Genomic DNA, 17,589 nt, shown 5'->3' on the forward strand with positions numbered 1-17,589 from the left:
CGGACCGGTCACAGGCCTGACTCGGCGGTGCGCACCATGATGCGGCGGCACTCCTCGCAGCGGATGATCTCGTCCTGCGGGGTGCTGCGGATGCGGTCGATGTCGACCGGGTTGAGCTCGAGGCGGCAGCCGCCGCACCGCCGGTGCTGCATCGCCGCGGCGGCCAGACCACCGCTCGAGGCGCGGATCTTCTCGTAGAGGCTCACGAGGTCGTCACCCACGCCGGCGACGACGTCGGCGCGGCCGCCGCCGACCTTCACGGCCTCGGCGTCGAGCTCGGCGAGCTTGGCGTCGCGCTCGGACTCGAGGCGCGTCAGGCGCTCGGCCACCTCGGCGTGCCGGCTCTGCAGCTCGGTGACGCGGGCCGCACGCGACTCCGCGCGCTCCATGACCTCGAGCTCGACGTCCTCGAGCTCGGCCTGGCGGCGGGCGAGGGAGGTCAGCTCGTGCTGCAGGGCCTGCAGGTCCTTGGCCGAGCCCTGCCCGGAGTCGAGCCGGGCCTGGTCACGGGCCGCACGGTCGCGGACGAGCTGGACGTCCTGCTCGGACTTCGTCAGCTCGCGCTGGACGTCGTCGGCCGCCGTGCGGGCGTTGACGACCTCGGTCTCGAGGGCGCCGACCTCACGACGCGCCACGTCGACGGCCGCGAGCTGGGGCAGGTTCGCCTTGGCGTGCGCGATCTGGTCGAGACGCGTGTCGATGGCCTGCAGGTCGAGCAGGCGCCACTGGCGGGACGGGTCGGCTTTCAGGACGCACCTCCGGGGTCGGTCCGGTCGCGGGCAGGGCCCGGCTCGGGTTGGGCTCGGTTGGCACCGACGACGAAGGTCCACGGCTCGGTGCGCACGCTCGAGAGTCTGCCCACGACCCTAGTCGGTTCCGTGCCCGGGGTCGGGTCCTCCCCCAGCGCCCCGAGCACGCGCTCGCGCGCGCTGGTCAGCCACAGCGACTCGGTGGCCCAGTGACCGGCGTCGACGAGGTAGGGCGTGCCGTCGCGCGCCTCCTCGCGAGCCTCGAGCACCGGGTGGTGGCGCAGGTCGGCCGTGACGAACACGTCGGCGCCCGACGCGCGGGCGGCGTCGAACAGGTCGTCACCGGAGCCGCCCATGACGGCGACGCGGTGCACGACGGCGTCGGGCTGGCCGCTGACCCGCATCCCGCCGGCCGTCGCCGGCAGCGCGTCGGCCATCGCCTCGGCGAACTCCCGCAGCGACACCGCCACGGGAAGCTCCCCGACGCGTCCCGCCGGGCGACCGCCGATCTCGGTCAGCGGGAGCTGGCTCGTCAGGCCGAGCGCGTCGGCGAGCACGGTCGACACGCCGGGGTCGGCGACGTCGGCGTTGGTGTGCGCGACGTAGAGCGCGACGCCCCCGGCGAGCAGCGCCGTGACGGACGCGCCCTTGGCCGTCGTCGTGGCTACCGAGTGGACGCCGCGCAGCAGAAGGGGATGGTGGGTCACGAGCAGGTCGGCCTCGCAGCGCACCGCCTCGTCGATGACGGCGAGCGTCGGGTCGAGGGCGAAGAGGATCGTGCGGACCGGCTGGTCGAGGTCGCCGGCCACGAGACCGACGCGGTCCCAGTCGGCCGCGGTCTCGGGCGGGTACAGGGACTCGAGGACCGCGACGACGTCGCGCAGCGTCACGTCAACCACGTGGGCCCGGCCGGGATCGAACCGACGACACCCGCGGTGTAAACGCGGTGCTCTACCAGCTGAGCTACAGGCCCCCTCCCGCCGGCGCGCTCGGCGTCCGGTCGGGCGGCCGACAGCCTAGCGGGCCGACGCGTTCGGCGCGCCCGACTCACGCGGGCACGCGCGTCACGCGGGCACGCGCGTCAGGCGGGCACGCGCGTCACGCGTCGGGGCCGGCGTCCGCGGCACGCAGGCGCGCGAGCGCCGCACGGTACTCGCGGAAGTCGCGGCCCTGGCCGATGCCTCGCACCTCCGACCACACGACCCGACCGGAGCGGTCGAGCAGGAACGTGCCACGGAGCGCGAAGCCGTCCTCGTCGCTGAAGACCCCGTAGCTGCGGGCCACCTCGCCGTGCGGCCAGAAGTCGGACAGCAGCGGGAAGAAGTGGCCCTCGGCGTCGGCCCACGTGCGCAGGGTGTACATCGAGTCGCACGACACGGCGAACACCTGGATGTCGTCGGTCTGGAAGTCCTCGAGGCCGTCGCGGATCTCGCGCAGCTCGCCCCGGCAGATGCCCGAGAACGCCGCCGGGTAGAACACGACGACGGCGTTCTTGCGCCCGCGGACCGTCGACAGGCTGACGTCGACGCCGTACTGGTCGACCAGCGTGAAGTCGGGGGCGAGGTCGCCGACGGCCGGCTGGGCGGACGCGTGGAGCGAGGGCGCGTTCGTCATGCCCACGAGTGTCGCACCTCGCGGGGACGCCCGCTGCCACGCCCGCGGACACCCCCACGGGTACCGGCGGAGGCGTGCGTACCGGGCAGTCCGGAGGCGGGTGCACGCGTCAGCGGCGCGGCCCCTTCGGCGGCATGAGGCGCGAGGCGGTCCAGTTCGTCGCGACGTTGACCTGACCACCCGTCACGAGGCCCGCCGTGGAGGCGGCCTCCTCGACGACGGCGGCATCGACATGGCCGGACCGGCCGGCCTTCGGCGTCAGCAGCACGACGAAGCCCTGGTCGAACAGCTTCGTCAGGGCATCGACCATGAGGTCGACGAGGTCCTCGTCGCCCTCGCGGTACCAGACGATGACACCGTCGGCTCCGTCGTTGAACTCCTCGTCCTCGAGCTCGGTACCGATGGCGTCCTCGACCTCGAACCGCAGGTCGTTGTCGACGTCGTCGTCATAGCCGAACTCCTGGATGACCTGCCCTTTGGCAAATCCGAGCTTGCTGAGGGACGCCGCTCCCGCGGTCGCGCTCACTGTCACCGGTCCTCTCCGTCAGGGGGCCCGCGCAGGTCGCGCGGGCCGGGTCGTGCAGGTCGTGCTGGCAGCTGCTCGTCGCATCGCGTCGGGGACGGCGGGCGACGGCACCGGGTACCAGTCCACCGGTTCCGACGGTACCGCGCAAGGTGTGGCGGACGGGCCCAACGCCGTACAACACGCGTCGGTGTCCCACTGCCGGACCCGAGTGTGACGGCTACCACGGTTTGGTGGAGGATGGATGGGAGCAGCGCCCCGACCACCCGGTCCGAGGGCGCCGCGACGCGACGAGAAAGGACCCACGACGTGGCTTCCGAGGCCGGCCCGATCCTCAACGGCATCCCCAGTCAGCTCCCGGACATCGATCCCGAGGAGACCCAGGAGTGGCTCGACTCGCTCGACGCCGTCCTGGATGAGAAGGGCCGCACGCGGGCGCGCTACATCATGCTCAAGCTCATCGAGCGGGCCCGCCAGCAGCAGGTCGGGGTGCCGTCCCTGACGGCCACCGACTACATCAACACCATCCCGCCGGAGCGCGAGCCGTGGTTCCCCGGTGACGAGGAGGTGGAGCGCGAGTTCCGCCGCTACATCCGCTGGAACGCCGCGGTCATGGTGCACCGCGCCCAGCGTCCGGGCATCGGCGTCGGTGGGCACATCTCGACGTACGCGAGCGCCGCGACGCTCTACGAGGTGGGCATGAACCACTTCTTCCGCGGCAAGGACCACGAGGGCGGCGGCGACCAGGTCTACTTCCAGGGCCACGCCTCGCCCGGCATGTACGCCCGCAGCTTCCTCGAGGGCCACCTCAGCGAGGCCGACCTCGACGGCTTCCGCCAGGAGAAGAGCCACCTCGTCGACGGCAAGATCCGCGCCGTCCCGTCCTACCCCCACCCGCGCCTCATGCCGGACTACTGGGAGTTCCCGACGGTGTCGATGGGCATCGGCCCGATGAACGCCATCTACCAGGCGCAGTTCAACAAGTACCTGCACAACCGCGGCATCAAGGACACCAGCCAGCAGGACGTCTGGGCCTTCCTCGGCGACGGCGAGATGGACGAGCCCGAGTCGCGCGGCCTGCTCCAGCTCGCGGCCAACGAGGAGCTCGACAACCTCACCTTCGTCGTCAACTGCAACCTGCAGCGCCTCGACGGGCCGGTCCGCGGCAACGGCAAGATCATCCAGGAGCTCGAGGCGTTCTTCCGCGGGGCGGGCTGGAACGTCATCAAGGTCGTCTGGGGCCGCGGCTGGGACCCGCTCCTCGCCGGCGACCGCGACGGCGCGCTCGTGCACCTCATGAACTCCACGAGCGACGGCGACTACCAGACCTTCCGCGCCAACGACGGCAAGTACGTGCGCGACCACTTCTTCGGCCGCGACCCGCGGACCGCCAAGATGGTCGAGAGCTGGACCGACGACCAGGTCTGGTGGGACCTCAAGCGCGGCGGCCACGACTACCGCAAGGTCTACGCGGCCTACCAGGCGGCCCGTGAGCACACCGGCCAGCCGACCGTCATCCTCGCCAAGACGATCAAGGGCTACAGCCTCGGCTCGCACTTCGCCGGTCGCAACGCCACGCACCAGATGAAGAAGATGACGCTGGACGACCTCAAGGCCTTCCGCGACAGCCTCCGCATCCCGATCTCCGACGAGCAGCTCGAGGCCAACCCCTACCAGCCGCCGTACTACCACCCGGGGCCCGACAACGACGTCGTCAAGTACTCGATCGACCGCCGCGCCAAGCTCGGCGGCACGCTGCCGAGCCGACGCGTCGAGTTCGAGACCGTCAAGCTGCCCGGCGACGAGGCCTACGCCCAGGTCAAGAAGGGCTCGGGCAAGCAGGAGGTCGCCACGACGATGGCGTTCGTCCGCCTGCTCAAGGACCTCCTGCGCGACAAGGAGTTCGGCAAGCGGATCGTGCCGATCATCCCCGACGAGGCGCGCACCTTCGGCATGGACGCGTTCTTCCCGACGATCAAGATCTACAACCCGAACGGGCAGAACTACACGCCGGTCGACGCCGAGCTCATGCTCGCCTACCGCGAGAACACCCAGGGCCAGATCCTGCACCTCGGCATCAACGAGGCGGGCTCGCTCGCCGCATTCACGGCCGCCGGCACGTCGTACGCGACGCACGGCCAGCCGATGGTCCCGATCTACGTCTTCTACTCGATGTTCGGCTTCCAGCGCACCGGCGACTCGATCTGGGCGGCCGCCGACCAGATGAGCCGCGGCTTCCTCATCGGCGCCACGGCCGGTCGCACGACGCTGACCGGCGAGGGCCTGCAGCACGCCGACGGCCACAGCCCGCTGCTGGCGTCGACCAACCCGGCCGTCGTGCACTACGACCCGGCCTACGCCTACGAGATCGCGCACATCATGCAGGACGGCCTGCGTCGGATGTACGGCGAGGGACAGACTCCCGAGGAGTCCAACCTCATCTACTACCTGACCGTCTACAACGAGCCGATCCAGCAGCCGGCCGAGCCGGCCGACGTCGACGTCGAGGGCATCCTCAAGGGCATGCACCGCATCTCCGCGGCAAACACGGAGGGCTGGCAGCACACGCCGGCGCGGGCCCAGATCCTCGGCTCGGGTGTCGGGGTGCCGTGGGCGCTCGAGGCCCAGCAGCTGCTCGCCGACGACTGGGGCGTGGCCGCCGACGTCTGGTCGGTCACCTCGTGGAACGAGCTGCGCCGCGACGGCCTCGCTGCCGACGAGCAGGAGTTCCTGTCCCCCGACGCCGAGAAGCGCGTCCCGTGGGTCACCCAGTGCCTCGAGGGCACCGAGGGCCCGGTCGTCGGCGTGTCCGACTACATGCGGGCCGTCCAGGACCAGATCCGCGAGTGGGTCCCGGGCACGTACGCGACGCTCGGTGCCGACGGGTTCGGGTTCTCCGACACGCGTCCGGCCGCCCGCCGCTTCTTCCACATCGACGGCCCCTCGGTCGCGGTGCGCACGCTGCAGCTGCTCGCCAGGGAGGGCAAGATCGACGCCGACGTCCCGGCCAAGGCCGCGGACAAGTACCGCCTCGACGACGTCACCGCCGGCACGTCCGGCAACGCCGGCGGCGAGAGCTGACGCTCCCCCACTGACCGACGCTGACCGACACTGACCGACACTGACCGACGCCGGTGGCCCGGCCCCACGCGAGGGGGCCGGGCCACCCGCATGTCCGGCCCCGATGTCCGGCGGCCCCGCCGACCGACGTCCGTTGCTGCGCGTCAGCCCGACCGTGCGGCGTGTCGAGCCGCGTGTCGGAGCTCTGGCGTGAGCAACGGTCGTCGGTGGGTGGTGCCATCCAGACCGTCGATTGGATAGGTATGCGCGACTGTGCATATACTTGCACTCGTGTCCAAGGTACTGACCTCCCTCCCTGTCGGTGAACGCGTCGGCATCGCCTTCTCCGGTGGCCTCGACACCTCGGTGGCCGTCGCGTGGATGCGTGAGAAGGGCGCGGTGCCCTGCACGTACACGGCCGACCTCGGCCAGTACGACGAGCCCGACATCGCCTCCGTCCCCGGCCGAGCCGGCCAGTACGGCGCCGAGCTCAGCCGGCTCGTCGACTGCCGCCAGGCGCTCGTCGAGGAGGGCCTGTCCGCCATCGCGTGCGGCGCCTTCCACATCCGCAGCGGCGGCAAGACGTACTTCAACACGACGCCGCTCGGCCGCGTCGTCACCGGCACGCTCCTCGTGCGGGCCATGCAGGACGACGGCGTCTCCATCTGGGGCGATGGCTCGACCTTCAAGGGCAACGACATCGAGCGGTTCTACCGCTACGGCCTTCTGGCCAACCCGCAGCTGCGCATCTACAAGCCGTGGCTCGACGCCGACTTCGTCACCGAGCTCGGTGGCCGGCACGAGATGTCCGAGTGGCTCACGGCCCGCGAGCTGCCCTACCGCGCCTCCGCGGAGAAGGCCTACTCGACCGACGCCAACATCTGGGGCGCGACGCACGAGGCCAAGACGCTCGAGTTCCTCGACGAGTCGATGGAGGTCGTCGAGCCGATCATGGGCGTCCGGTTCTGGGACCCCGCCGTCGCGATCGAGACCGAGGACGTCACGGTCCGCTGGGAGCGCGGCCGCCCCGTCGCCATCAACGGCGTGACCTTCGAGGACCCGGTCTCGCTCGTCATGGAGGCCAACGCCATCGGCGGCCGCCACGGCCTCGGCATGAGCGACCAGATCGAGAACCGCATCATCGAGGCCAAGTCGCGCGGCATCTACGAGGCCCCGGCCATGGCCCTGCTGCACCTGACCTACGAACGGCTCCTCAACGCGATCCACAACGAGGACACCATCGCCGCCTACCACGCCGAGGGCCGGCGCCTCGGCCGCCTTCTCTACGAAGGCCGCTGGCTCGACCCGCAGTCGCTCATGCTTCGCGAGTCGCTGCAGCGCTGGGTGGCCAGCGCCGTCACCGGCGAGGTGACGCTGCGCCTGCGCCGTGGTGACGACTGGTCGGTCGTCAACACGACGGGTCCCGCGTTCAGCTACCACCCGGAGAAGCTGTCGATGGAGCGCACCGAGGACGCGGCGTTCGGACCGGTCGACCGCATCGGCCAGCTGACGATGCGCAACCTCGACATCGCGGACTCGCGCGCCAAGCTCGAGCTGTACGCGTCGCAGGGCCTGCTCGGGTCCGAGGCCACCGACCTCGTCGGCGAGCTCTCCCCCGGCGGCGCCCAGGCCATCGCGGCGAACCCCGCCGCGGCAGACGTCGACGAGCAGGACGACGCGCTCGACCGCGCCGCCATGGAGTTCGGCACCGACTGACATCCCAGCCCGACGCCCCGCGCGGCCGACCCCACCCACCCGGTCGGCCGCGCGGGGCGTTGCTCGTCCCGGTAGGGTCGGCGGCCATGCAGCCGATGGACTCGATGACCGACCGCGACACCGTGGACGCCCAGTACGCCCACACCGACAACCTGCGCACGCGGCGCGACGTGTGGGGCCCCGGCCCGGAGGGCGTCTCCCCCACCGAGGTGCTGCTCAGCTCCGTCATCGCGGCGCGCCCGACCAAGGTCATCGAGATCGGCTGCGGCACAGGCCACTTCGCACGCTCAGTCCTCGACGCCCTGCCCGGCGTCGACTACCTGGCCACCGACATCTCGGCCGCGATGGTCGAGGCCGCCTCCGCGCTCGGGGTGCCGTCGCGGCAGCTCCCCGGCGACGCGCTCCCCTTCGCCGACGACACCTTCGACGGCGCTGTCGCGGCGTGGATGCTCTACCACGTGCCCGACCTCGACGGCACCCTCGCCGAGCTGCGGCGCGTGCTGCGCGACGGCGGCCGGCTGAGCGTCGCCACGAACGGCGCGGAGCACCTCGCCGACCTGCTGCGGGAAGCGGGCGGTGAGCCCCTCGTCACCCAGTTCACGGCCGAGAACGCCGAGGACACACTGTCGCGCCACTTCCAGCACGTGTCGCGTCGCGACGTCGAGACGCGCGCGACGTTCCTCGACCACGGCGCTGCGGTCGCCTACCTGTCGACCTTCGACGCCGAGCTCGCGGCTGCCCTGCCTCACTTCGAGGGCCCGCGCGCCTACACCGGGCGCTCGTGCATCCTCACGGCGCACTGACGTCGCCGGGCCACGCATCAGGCACCGGCGCGTCACTCTCTTTGTGAGCGCCGTACAAAGCGCTCCGCCGTAGCGTCCTAGGCTGGCGCCGTGACCGACCGCCCCGTCCAGCCGAGCGACGCCACGACCCGCACCGTCGAACGCAGCGCCGGCGAGCTGTCGACGCTCGCCGCGCGGCGGATGGAGGAGAACCTCGGCTGGTACCGACGCCTCTCGGCCGAGGAGCGCTCGCAGGTGGGCCTCGTCGCGCAGGCCGGCATCTCGCAGTTCATCGCGTGGTTCCGGTCCGAGGGCCACGCGCCGTCGGCGATCTCGATCTTCTCCAACGCGCCCCAGGAGCTGACCCGGTCGGTCAGCCTGCGCCAGACCCTCGACCTGGTGCGCACCGTCGTCGACGTCGTCGAGTCGCACGTCGAGAGCCTGGCCGGCCCGGGCGACGAGCAGCTGCTGCGAGAGTCGGTGCTGCGGTTCTCCCGTGACATCGCCTTCGCCGCGGCGGAGGTGTACGCCGGCGCGGCCGAGGCCCGTGGCGCCTGGGACGCCCGGCTCGAGGCGCTCGTCGTCGACGCCGTGCTCCGTGGCGAGGCCGACGAGTCCATGCAGTCGCGCGCCACAGCCCTCGGCTGGGGCGAGGTCTCGCACGTGACGTTCGTCGTCGGCACGACGCCCGAGGCCCGCGCGAGCACGGTGCCGGCCGTCGACGAGCTGCGCCGGGCGGTGCGCAAGGAGGGCGTCGAGGCGCTCGTGCTCGTGCAGCGCACCCGGCTCATCGCCGTCGTCGGCGGCACCCGCGAGCCGCTGGCCGTCGTCGGGGCCGTCGTCGACCGCTTCGGGCCCGGACCCGTCGTGGTCGGGCCCACGGTGCCCCACCTGTTCGCCGCCGGCCGCTCGGCGCGCGCCGCCCTGAGCGGCCTCTCCGCGGCGTCGGCCTGGCCCGACGCCCCCCGCGTCGTCGAGTCCGACGCCCTCCTTCCCGAGCGCGCCCTGGCCGGGGACGCCAGCGCCCGCCGCATCCTCGTCGAACGGATCCACCGGCCCCTGCGCGGCGCGCAGCAGGCACCGCTGCTCGACACCGCGACCGCCTACCTGGAGAACGGCGGCAGCCTCGAGGCCACCGCCCGCACCCTCTTCGTGCACCCCAACACGGTCCGCTACCGCCTCGGTCGGATCAGCGACGCCACCGGTTACGACCTGACGACGCCCCGGGAGGCGTGGGCGGCGCGCGTCGCGCTCGCGCTCGGCCGGCTCGCCTGAGCGCGCCGGCGACGTGGCCTGTCGACCCACGCCTGCTCGACCGAACGCTCGTTCTCCCTTGGAGGTATCCTCCAAACAATCGCGACCGAGTTGGTGACATTCGGTGGCGAGGTCCTGACCGGTAACCGGGAAGTGTTGGACACGTGCTAGCGATCGTCTGCCCTGGACAGGGCTCCCAGACCCCAGGCTTCCTCTCCCCGTGGCTCGAGCTGCCGGGCCAGCGCGAGCTGCTCGCCTCGCTGGGTGAGGCCGCCGGCACCGACCTCGTCGCCCACGGCACCGAGTCCGACGCCGAGACGATCAAGGACACCGCCGTCGCCCAGCCGCTCATCGTCGGCGCGGGCCTCACGACGCTCGCCGCGCTGCTCGACGGCACGACGCTCCCCGCGTCCACCGTCGTCGCCGGCCACTCCGTCGGTGAGTTCACGGCAGCCGCGGCTACCGGCGTCCTCGCGCCCACCGAGGCGATGTCGCTCGTCAGCGTCCGCGGTCGCGCCATGGCCGAGGCCAGCGCCGTCACCCCGACCGGCATGGCCGCCGTCTTGGGCGGCGACCCGGACGAGGTGCTCGCCGCCCTCGAGCGCCACGGCCTGACGCCCGCGAACATGAACGGTGCCGGGCAGGTCGTCGCCGCCGGCACCCTCGAGCAGGTCGCCGCGCTCGCCGACGACGCGCCAGCCAAGGCCCGCGTCATCCCGCTGCAGGTCGCCGGCGCGTTCCACACCCACCACATGGCCCCGGCCGTGGAGGCCCTCGCGGCCCGCGCCGCCGACGTCACGCCCGCCGATGCGTCGGTGACGCTCCTGTCCAACGCCGACGGCACCGCCGTGGCCTCGGGCACCGACGCGCTCGCGCGCCTCGTGAGCCAGGTCAGCAACCCGGTGCGCTGGGACCTCTGCATGGAGACGCTCCTGTCGCTCGGCGTCACGGGCCTCGTCGAGCTCGCGCCCGCCGGCACCCTCGTCGGTCTCGCCAAGCGCGCCATGCGCGGCGTCGAGACCCTCGCCCTCAAGACGCCCGACGACCTCGAGGCCGCGCGCCGGATGATCTCCGAGCACGGTGTCCCCGCGTCCAGCACCCCGGACGCCACCGCGCACCCCGGCCCGTCCGCGTCCTGACCCTCACCCCCGCGACCACTAAGAAGGCACCGTGACCACCGCATCCGGCACCGCACCGCAGCCCAAGGGCACCGGCACCCTCGTCGACTCCGGGGCCGCCCGTCACTCCCGCATCCTCGGCGTCGGCGCGTACCGCCCGGCCCGCGTCGTCATGAACGCCGAGATCGTCGACAAGATCGACTCGAGCGACGAGTGGATCCGTGAGCGCTCCGGCATCGTCAGCCGCCACTTCGCGGCGCCCGACGAGAGCGTCATCGACATGTCGGAGCACGCGGCCCGCCAGGCCATGGAGCACGCCGGCGTCTCGCCCGAGCAGATCGGCTTCGTCCTCGTCGCCACCGTGACCCACCCGTACCAGACGCCGGCCTCGGCCCCCGAGCTCGCCGCACGCCTCGGGTCCACCGCCCCGGCCCTCGACATCTCGGCTGCCTGCGCCGGCTACTGCTACGGCGTCGCGATGGCCAGCGACATGGTCAAGGGCGGCTCCGCCGACTACGTCCTCGTCGTCGGCGTCGAGAAGCTCAGCGACTTCACCGACCCCTACGACCGCGGAAGCGCCTTCATCTTCGGCGACGGCGCGGGCGCCTGCGTCGTCGGCCCGAGCGACACCCCCGGCATCGGTCCGACCGTGTGGGGCTCCGACGGCACGCAGCGCGACGCCATCACGCAGAAGCAGGCGTGGACCGACCTGCGTGAGTCGTGGCAGGACGCCCAGTCCGACAAGAACGCCTGGCCCGCGATCGGGATGGCCGGCCAGACGGTGTTCCGGTGGGCGGTCTGGGGCATGGCCCCGGTGGCCCAGCAGGCCATCGACAAGGCCGGCATCAAGGCCGACGACCTCGACGCCTTCATCCCCCACCAGGCGAACATCCGCATCATCGACGCGATGGTCAAGCAGCTCAAGCTGCCCGCCGACATCCCTGTCGCCCGCGACATCGTCACGACGGCCAACACCTCGGCCGCCTCGATCCCGATCGCGACGACGCGCATGCTCGCCGAGAAGGAGATCCCGAGCGGCGGCCTCGCGCTGCAGATCGGCTTCGGCGCCGGCCTCGTCTACGCGGCCCAGGTCGTCGTCCTTCCCTGACACCAGCTCCCGCCGGTCCCGACGGGTCATTCGGGCCAACGGAACGACACGGATCCCAACCACAAGGAGCAGACAGATGGCTCAGTCCGAGCAGGAGATCCTCGAGGGTCTTGCCGAGATCGTCAACGAGGAGACGGGCCTCGACACCGAGTCCGTCGAGATGGACAAGTCCTTCACCGAGGACCTCGACATCGACTCCCTCTCGATGATGACGATCGTCGTCAACGCCGAGGAGAAGTTCGGCGTGCGCATCCCGGACAGCGAGGTCAAGAACCTCAAGACCGTCCGCGACGCCGTCACGTACATCTCGGGCGCCCAGTCCTGACCCGAACGGGCCTGACGCGGACGGCCGGTCGGGAGACCGCCGGCCGACCCGCACGACCCGCTCCCGGGAGCCGCGGCGGGGGGGGGGGGGCCNACCCGCACGACCCGCTCCCGGGAGCCGCGTCGTGGCCGGGCCGACGACCTCGGCCCGGCCACGACGGCCGGCGCGACCCGCAGCACCCGAAGCACCCGCAGCACCCGCAGCACCCGCAGCACCTCGGCGGCGCCGGACCGCACCGGCCGGCCCCTCACGCACCATCCGCACACCCTGACTCGACAGGAGCACGTCACATGACCTCCAATCGCGACCAACGCGTCGTGGTCACCGGTCTCGGCGCCACGACGCCCCTCGGCGGCACGGCCCCCGAGACCTGGGAGGCCCTGCTCGCGGGGCGTTCCGGCGCCCGCCCGATGGACTACGACTGGGTCGCCAAGTACGAGCTCCCGGTCACCTTCGCCGCGACCATCGCGACGCCGCCCATCGACGTCCTCGCCAAGGTCGAGACCCGGCGGCTCGACCCGTCGAGCCAGTACGCCCTCATCGCGGCCCGCGAGGCGTGGGCCGACGCCGGTGCCCCCGAGATCGACCCGGAGCGGCTCGGCGCCGCCATCGGCTCGGGCATCGGCGGCGTGTGGACCCTGCTCGACCAGTGGGACGTGCTCAAGGAGAAGGGCCCCCGACGCGTCTACCCGCTCGCGGTGCCGATGCTCATGCCGAACGGTCCGGCCGCGGCGGTGTCGCTCGACCTCGGTGCCCGTGCCGGCGCGCACACCACGGTCAGCGCCTGCGCGTCGGGCGCCGAGAGCATGGGCTACGCCATCGACATGATCCGCACCGGCCGCGCCGACGTCGTCGTCGCGGGTGGCACCGAGGCCGCCGTGCACGCCCTGCCGATCGCCGGGTTCGCGGCCATGCAGGCCCTGTCGACGCGCAACGACGAGCCGGAGAAGGCCTCGCGCCCCTACGACACCGGCCGTGACGGCTTCGTCCTCGGCGAGGGGGCCGCGGTCATCGTCCTCGAGTCCGAGGAGCACGCGCGGGCTCGCGGCGCGAAGATCTACGCCGAGCTCGCGAGCGTCGGCATGTCCGCCGACGCCCACCACATCACGGCCCCCGAGCCCAACGGTTCGGGAGCGGCGCGCGCCATGAGGTACGCCGTCGAGCGGGCCGACCTGTCGATGACCGACATCATCCACATCAACGCGCACGCCACGTCGACGCCGGTCGGTGACGTGGCCGAGTACAACGCCATCAAGCGGGCGTTCGGCGACCACACCGAGAACCTCTCGGTCACGGCGACGAAGTCGATGACCGGCCACCTGCTCGGTGCCGCCGGCGCGCTCGAGGCCGTCATCACGATCCAGTCGATCCACAACCGGCTCGTCCCGGCGACGATCAACCTCGACGACCAGGACCCCGAGATCCCGCTCAACGTCGTCACGGGCCAGGCGCAGAAGCTGCCCGACGGCGACATCGCGGCCCTGAACAACTCGTTCGGTTTCGGCGGCCACAACGTCGCGCTCGCGATCCGCAGCATCTGACGCATCACTCGACCGGGGCCGGAGCCCCCTCGCCATCACGGCCGAGGGGGCTCCGGCGTCCCGTCCTGATGTCGTTGCGCAGGCGCCAGCGGCGAACAGTGACCGACTTCAGGGTGCGACCCAGCACTTCTGCCGACTCCGCCGGTGAGCAGCCGAGCACGATCGCATCCTCTGCGGCCGTCCACGGTTTGCGGATCACGTCGTAACGCCCGGCGCGCTCGACCGGCGGCGCCCAGGCTGCGACCTCTGCTGCAGCGGCAGCCTTGCGCGGGATGGCGGGCCACGCCTCGGGGTGCCAGCAGTAGGCAGCGAGTGTGGCCGCCGCCCGGTTGGCCACCATCACGTTGAACACCCGGTCCCGAGAATTGCGACGCGTCAAGCGCCGGACACCGCACACCTGCCAGATCTTCGCTTCGAAGAACCGCGCCAAGGGCTCCGAAGCGGTCACGAGACTGATGAACGGCATTCCGGTGCGGCTGAAGCCGACGGAACCATCCCCATCAAGGACACCCCTCAGGTAGTCGCGATGGACCAGCCCGACATCATCAGGGGGCGCCAGGTCATACGCCTTGCGCCCCGGCGTCATTCCCAGCGCGGCCAGCTCGACACGAGTGGCCTGGTCGAAGAACTGAAGCGTGTAACTGACGTAGTCGTCGGCGAAGTTGGTCTGACGCCTACGACGCTGCAGGAACGAGCGACACGGGATCACGGAACGGACCTGTCGCAGGACCTCGACGTCCCGTTCCTGTAGCTCGATCCCGACCTTCCCTTTGGCACCGACGTTTCCCGAATGCCATCCATCCGTCTGAAGCAAACCGAGGAGGTAGGCGACCGCGGGCCGCGACGGATCGAGTAACATGTCCTGACGTTAGCCACGACCCACGACAGTCACCGTCCGACTCCCGCAGGCCCCGTGCATCACTCGCCCTGAAGGTGTCTGCGGTCGGACGCTTCAGGCGATGCGGGCGCGGTGGGCCTCGGGACGCACGTTGCCCGGCAGCTCGTCGGTGGGCATGCCCTTGGCGAGCAGCTGCCCACCCCAGACGCCCCACTCGCGCCGCTGGGTCGCGACCGCGAGGCAGGACTCGACGAGCGGGCACGTGCGGCAGACCGCACGGGCAGCATCGGCCTCGTCGGGGGTGGCCGGCCAGAAGAGCTCCGGGTCCTGCGTGGCGCAGCGGGGCTGTGCCACGCCGACCTCGAAGGGGTGCTCCGACGCCGCCCGGTAGGTCCACGCGTCGGGCCCCGGTGCAGGGGTGGCGGGCCGGAGCCCGACCTGTCCGAGGGACTGGGGGCGAAGGGTGGTGCGGTTCCTGGTCATCGGTCGGGCTCCTTCCCGGTGGTCGTGACAGTGGTCGTGATGCCGGATCTCGTCGTGCGCGTGTCTGCGGTGTCGAGTGCCTCCCGCGCGAGGTGCAGCTGGACGCGGGTGGGCACGTACGGCTCCCAGCGCAGCGGCAGCCCGGCCTCCTCAGGCGTGCGGTCGCCCTTGCGGGCGTTGCACGGCTCGCAGGCGGCGACGGCGTTCGCCCACGAGGTCGCCCCGCCCCGGGACCGCGGCTGCACGTGGTCCATCGTCGTGGCGGCGTACCGACCGCAGTACGCGCAGCGGCCGCGGTCACGCAGCAGCACGCCCTCGCGTGAGTACGTGGCCCGGGTCCGGCTGTAGAGCCACTTCTGCTCGACGTACCGCACGAGCCGCACGACCAGGGGTACCCGGTACGGGCCGAAGAGCTCGGTGTCGTGCACCGAGACAGGCGTCGCGACGCCACGCCAGATCATCGCGATCGCGTGCCGGACCGTGACGCGGTGCAGCAGCGTCTCGTCGGCGTTCCACACCTCGACCTGGGTCATGGCGGCCTGCTCCTTCCGGTCTCGTGCGCCGGTGTGCGCGTGGGTCGTGCGTGGACATCGGGGACACATGCGAAGAGCCGCCAACCGGAACATCCGGTGGCGGCTCGGTGGGCGGGAGCGGTCAGGCTCGGCGCACGTCGGCGGAGACGCGACAGGGATGCTCGGGGGTGGCCAGTGGGGCATCGACGGGGCGTTCGCCCGCGAACGGGTACGACGCGTCGACGAGGCACCCGCGGTGCTTCGCGTTGCAGGTCAGGTCCGTGGCCATGTCCCGTCCTCCGTTCGTCGGTTCGTCGGTTCGTCGTGTCGGTGCTCACGTGCTGATGACGCGTGCAGGTCGGCGCCGTGTGCTCCGCCCGCTCGATGATGACAGCCTGGCGCCCGGCCGCCCAGTGGTTTTCCGCCCTGCGACCACGCATGCCGAGAGGGCGCGACGAGGGCCCGGGAGCACGAACCGCCCGGGCCCTCGTCGTCCCGCCGTCACCACGCTGGAGGCCGTGGCCGGCGAGAGGTCTGTGTCAGCCGACCTTGTGCAGCCAGCGGACGGGTGCGCCGTCGCCGGCCCACCGGAACGGCTCGAGCTCCTCGTCCCAGGGCACGCCGAGCAGCAGGTCGATCTCGTCCTGGAGCGCCTCGACGTCACCGCGCGTGCGCAGGATCGCCTCACGAAGCCGGTCCTCCTGGACGACGGCGTCACCCGAGACGGAGGTCATCGTGTGGTGGATGCCGAGGCGCGGCGTGTAGGACCACCGGGCGCCGTCGCAGCCCACCGACGCGTCCTCGGTGACCTCGTAGCGCAGGCCGTCCCAGCCGCGCAGGGCACTGGCGAGCTCGGCACCGGTGCCGGGGGCCGCCGCCCACGACAGCTCGGTGCGCACCATCCGGGGCGCGGCCGGCTGGGCGATCCAGTCGAGCGCGACGCGCTGGTCGAGCACGGCCTCGATGGCCCACTGGACATGCGGGCACAGCGGCGCCGGCGCACCATGGACGAACACGACACCTCGAGTGACCGTTCGCGGCATGACAGACATCCGAACCTCCTCCAGTTGCAGGGACGTCTTCCCCAACGCCTGCCACCTGGGAGCCGGAACCATCGTGCGGTCGTGCTCAGTGTCCGATATGTCTGATGTGGTCGTGCTCAGGCGCTCCGCGCACGGAGCACTCGCTCATTGTGCCCCACGAGACACACGCGCACCAGCACTTCGCGAAAACGGGATGAATGGGACCCTGCGGCCCCGCGGGCTGCCCGGTCGGGCGTCGTTCAGGAGCCGGCCGGGACACCGGGGAAGAGCACGACGTCCTCGCCGCGGACCTCGACGCGGTGGGTGGCGACCGGACGCGTCGCCGGCAGGCACATGGGGCGGCCGTCGGCGAGGCAGAACCGCGTCGCGTGCAGCGGGCACTCGACCTCGCCGGCCTCGATCCAGCCGTCGGCGAGCGACGCGTCCTCGTGCGAGCACGTGTCGTCGAGCGCGTAGTACGTGCCGTCGTCGTCGCGGAACAACGAGATCGGCTCGTCGGTGCCCGTCAGGTCGGTCGGCAGGACGAGGGCCTCGCCCGGCTCGACGTCCCCGACCGCCGCCACGCGGATGCCGTCACTCATGCGTTCTCGCCCTCGCCGTCCTGGTCGCGGTCCGGGCGCGGTCGGCGCCCGGCAGGACGGATCCGACCGTCCCGCGAGCGAGCCTAGAGGCTCATCGCGACGCGACCGGCACCGCCGGCACGCGCACGGACCGTCCCGGGCTCCCACCCGGGCCGGTGGCTAGACTCCGACGCGACCCGGCCCCCGCCGACACCTCGGTGCCGGCAGACGGGTCCCGGGGCAGTAGCTCAGCCGGTCAGAGCAGCGGACTCATAATCCGTCGGTCCAGGGTTCAAGCCCCTGCTGCCCCACCAGTGGTCTGTACGGCTCCGCTTGATGTTTGACGTTTCGGCTTCGGTTGAT

The 17,589-nt window shown here is 71.9% G+C and carries 18 protein-coding genes and 2 tRNA genes; 9 read left to right on the plus strand and 11 right to left on the minus strand.

Translation table 11 applies throughout. The annotated features are described in order from the left end of the window. Positions 1-8: 8 nt before the first annotated feature. The 5 genes from RY076_RS14215 to RY076_RS14235 form a co-directional block, all read right to left on the minus strand. Positions 9-749, minus strand: coding sequence for a zinc ribbon domain-containing protein (locus RY076_RS14215; protein ID WP_461782308.1), 741 nt, complete (start codon positions 747-749; stop codon positions 9-11). Next, positions 746-1,648 carry a Nif3-like dinuclear metal center hexameric protein gene (locus RY076_RS14220; protein ID WP_323099181.1) on the minus strand — a complete coding sequence of 301 codons (903 nt, stop codon included), beginning with the start codon at positions 1,646-1,648 and terminating at the stop codon, positions 746-748. The genes RY076_RS14215 and RY076_RS14220 overlap by 4 nt, the downstream gene beginning before the upstream one ends. Before the next feature lies 1 nt (position 1,649). Continuing rightward, positions 1,650-1,722, minus strand: a tRNA-Val gene (locus RY076_RS14225). Between the two features lie 125 nt (positions 1,723-1,847). Continuing rightward, positions 1,848-2,363, minus strand: a complete 516-nt coding sequence (locus tag RY076_RS14230) for a peroxiredoxin (RefSeq protein ID WP_323099183.1) — start codon at positions 2,361-2,363, stop codon at positions 1,848-1,850. Positions 2,364-2,472: 109 nt separating this feature from the next. Continuing rightward, positions 2,473-2,889, minus strand: a complete 417-nt coding sequence (locus RY076_RS14235; RefSeq protein ID WP_323099184.1) for a DUF3052 domain-containing protein — start codon at positions 2,887-2,889, stop codon at positions 2,473-2,475. A gap of 306 nt (positions 2,890-3,195) precedes the next feature. On the opposite strand from RY076_RS14235, the gene aceE reads away from it, so the two are divergent. The 8 genes from aceE (at position 3,196) to fabF (ending at position 13,790) form a co-directional block, all read left to right on the plus strand. Next, the gene (gene aceE / locus RY076_RS14240) at positions 3,196-5,967 is read left to right on the plus strand and encodes a pyruvate dehydrogenase (acetyl-transferring), homodimeric type (RefSeq protein WP_323099185.1); all 2,772 of its coding nucleotides are present in this window, start codon (positions 3,196-3,198) and stop codon (positions 5,965-5,967) included. A 270-nt stretch (positions 5,968-6,237) separates the two neighbouring features. Beyond that, entirely contained in the window at positions 6,238-7,662 is a 1,425-nt protein-coding gene (argG, locus tag RY076_RS14245; protein ID WP_323099186.1) for an argininosuccinate synthase, read from the plus strand. 86 nt (positions 7,663-7,748) lie between these two features. Beyond that, positions 7,749-8,465 (plus strand): class I SAM-dependent methyltransferase, encoded by a 717-nt coding sequence (locus RY076_RS14250; RefSeq protein WP_323099188.1) that lies wholly within the window; start codon positions 7,749-7,751, stop codon positions 8,463-8,465. A gap of 90 nt (positions 8,466-8,555) precedes the next feature. Beyond that, the gene (locus RY076_RS14255) at positions 8,556-9,719 is read left to right on the plus strand and encodes a PucR family transcriptional regulator (protein ID WP_323099189.1); all 1,164 of its coding nucleotides are present in this window, start codon (positions 8,556-8,558) and stop codon (positions 9,717-9,719) included. 143 nt (positions 9,720-9,862) lie between these two features. Next, a complete protein-coding gene (locus RY076_RS14260; protein ID WP_323099191.1) occupies positions 9,863-10,837 on the plus strand; it encodes an ACP S-malonyltransferase in 975 nt (324 codons plus the stop codon). Positions 10,838-10,868: 31 nt separating this feature from the next. Further along, positions 10,869-11,924 carry a beta-ketoacyl-ACP synthase III gene (locus RY076_RS14265; protein ID WP_323099193.1) on the plus strand — a complete coding sequence of 352 codons (1,056 nt, stop codon included), beginning with the start codon at positions 10,869-10,871 and terminating at the stop codon, positions 11,922-11,924. A gap of 76 nt (positions 11,925-12,000) precedes the next feature. After that, complete coding sequence (locus RY076_RS14270; protein ID WP_076260936.1) at positions 12,001-12,249, plus strand: acyl carrier protein; 249 nt, start codon at positions 12,001-12,003, stop codon at positions 12,247-12,249. Positions 12,250-12,539: 290 nt separating this feature from the next. Continuing rightward, positions 12,540-13,790: a beta-ketoacyl-ACP synthase II gene (fabF, locus tag RY076_RS14275; protein ID WP_323099197.1), complete on the plus strand. Its 1,251-nt coding sequence runs from the start codon at positions 12,540-12,542 to the stop codon at positions 13,788-13,790. 4 nt (positions 13,791-13,794) lie between these two features. Here fabF and RY076_RS14280 read toward each other — a convergent pair whose 3' ends face one another. The 6 genes from RY076_RS14280 to RY076_RS14305 all read right to left on the minus strand — a co-directional run bounded on the left by RY076_RS14280 (position 13,795) and on the right by RY076_RS14305 (position 17,247). Continuing rightward, positions 13,795-14,649, minus strand: coding sequence for an LAGLIDADG family homing endonuclease (locus tag RY076_RS14280; protein ID WP_323099198.1), 855 nt, complete (start codon positions 14,647-14,649; stop codon positions 13,795-13,797). 93 nt (positions 14,650-14,742) lie between these two features. Then, on the minus strand, positions 14,743-15,111 hold the full coding sequence (locus RY076_RS14285; protein ID WP_323099199.1) for a WhiB family transcriptional regulator: 369 nt from the start codon (positions 15,109-15,111) through the stop codon (positions 14,743-14,745). Further along, complete coding sequence (locus RY076_RS14290) at positions 15,108-15,644, minus strand: HNH endonuclease (RefSeq protein ID WP_323099201.1); 537 nt, start codon at positions 15,642-15,644, stop codon at positions 15,108-15,110. The genes RY076_RS14285 and RY076_RS14290 overlap by 4 nt, the downstream gene beginning before the upstream one ends. Positions 15,645-15,765: 121 nt before the next feature. After that, positions 15,766-15,912, minus strand: coding sequence for a hypothetical protein (locus tag RY076_RS14295; protein ID WP_323099203.1), 147 nt, complete (start codon positions 15,910-15,912; stop codon positions 15,766-15,768). A gap of 250 nt (positions 15,913-16,162) precedes the next feature. Continuing rightward, complete coding sequence (locus RY076_RS14300) at positions 16,163-16,666, minus strand: DUF3145 domain-containing protein (RefSeq protein ID WP_413785782.1); 504 nt, start codon at positions 16,664-16,666, stop codon at positions 16,163-16,165. Positions 16,667-16,905: 239 nt separating this feature from the next. Continuing rightward, positions 16,906-17,247: a non-heme iron oxygenase ferredoxin subunit gene (locus RY076_RS14305; protein WP_323099207.1), complete on the minus strand. Its 342-nt coding sequence runs from the start codon at positions 17,245-17,247 to the stop codon at positions 16,906-16,908. Between the two features lie 216 nt (positions 17,248-17,463). On the opposite strand from RY076_RS14305, the gene RY076_RS14310 reads away from it, so the two are divergent. Then, a tRNA-Ile gene (locus RY076_RS14310) sits at positions 17,464-17,540 on the plus strand. The last annotated feature ends 49 nt before the right edge of the window (positions 17,541-17,589 follow it).

The organism is Intrasporangium zincisolvens (genome assembly GCF_034724055.1).
Lineage (GTDB): Bacteria > Actinomycetota > Actinomycetes > Actinomycetales > Dermatophilaceae > Monashia > Monashia zincisolvens.

What these genes read in the sequence shown, in the direction of transcription:
- RY076_RS14230 (WP_323099183.1), bottom strand. Translation starts at nt 2,363, where the DNA reads ATGACGAACGCGCCCTCGCTCCACGCGTCCGCCCAGCCGGCCGTCGGC.
- RY076_RS14250 (WP_323099188.1), top strand. Translation starts at nt 7,749, where the DNA reads ATGCAGCCGATGGACTCGATGACCGACCGCGACACCGTGGACGCCCAG.
- RY076_RS14270 (WP_076260936.1), top strand. Translation starts at nt 12,001, where the DNA reads ATGGCTCAGTCCGAGCAGGAGATCCTCGAGGGTCTTGCCGAGATCGTC.
- fabF (WP_323099197.1), top strand. Translation starts at nt 12,540, where the DNA reads ATGACCTCCAATCGCGACCAACGCGTCGTGGTCACCGGTCTCGGCGCC.
- RY076_RS14280 (WP_323099198.1), bottom strand. Translation starts at nt 14,649, where the DNA reads ATGTTACTCGATCCGTCGCGGCCCGCGGTCGCCTACCTCCTCGGTTTG.
- RY076_RS14285 (WP_323099199.1), bottom strand. Translation starts at nt 15,111, where the DNA reads ATGACCAGGAACCGCACCACCCTTCGCCCCCAGTCCCTCGGACAGGTC.
- RY076_RS14290 (WP_323099201.1), bottom strand. Translation starts at nt 15,644, where the DNA reads ATGACCCAGGTCGAGGTGTGGAACGCCGACGAGACGCTGCTGCACCGC.
- RY076_RS14295 (WP_323099203.1), bottom strand. Translation starts at nt 15,912, where the DNA reads ATGGCCACGGACCTGACCTGCAACGCGAAGCACCGCGGGTGCCTCGTC.
- RY076_RS14300 (WP_413785782.1), bottom strand. Translation starts at nt 16,666, where the DNA reads ATGCCGCGAACGGTCACTCGAGGTGTCGTGTTCGTCCATGGTGCGCCG.
- RY076_RS14305 (WP_323099207.1), bottom strand. Translation starts at nt 17,247, where the DNA reads ATGAGTGACGGCATCCGCGTGGCGGCGGTCGGGGACGTCGAGCCGGGC.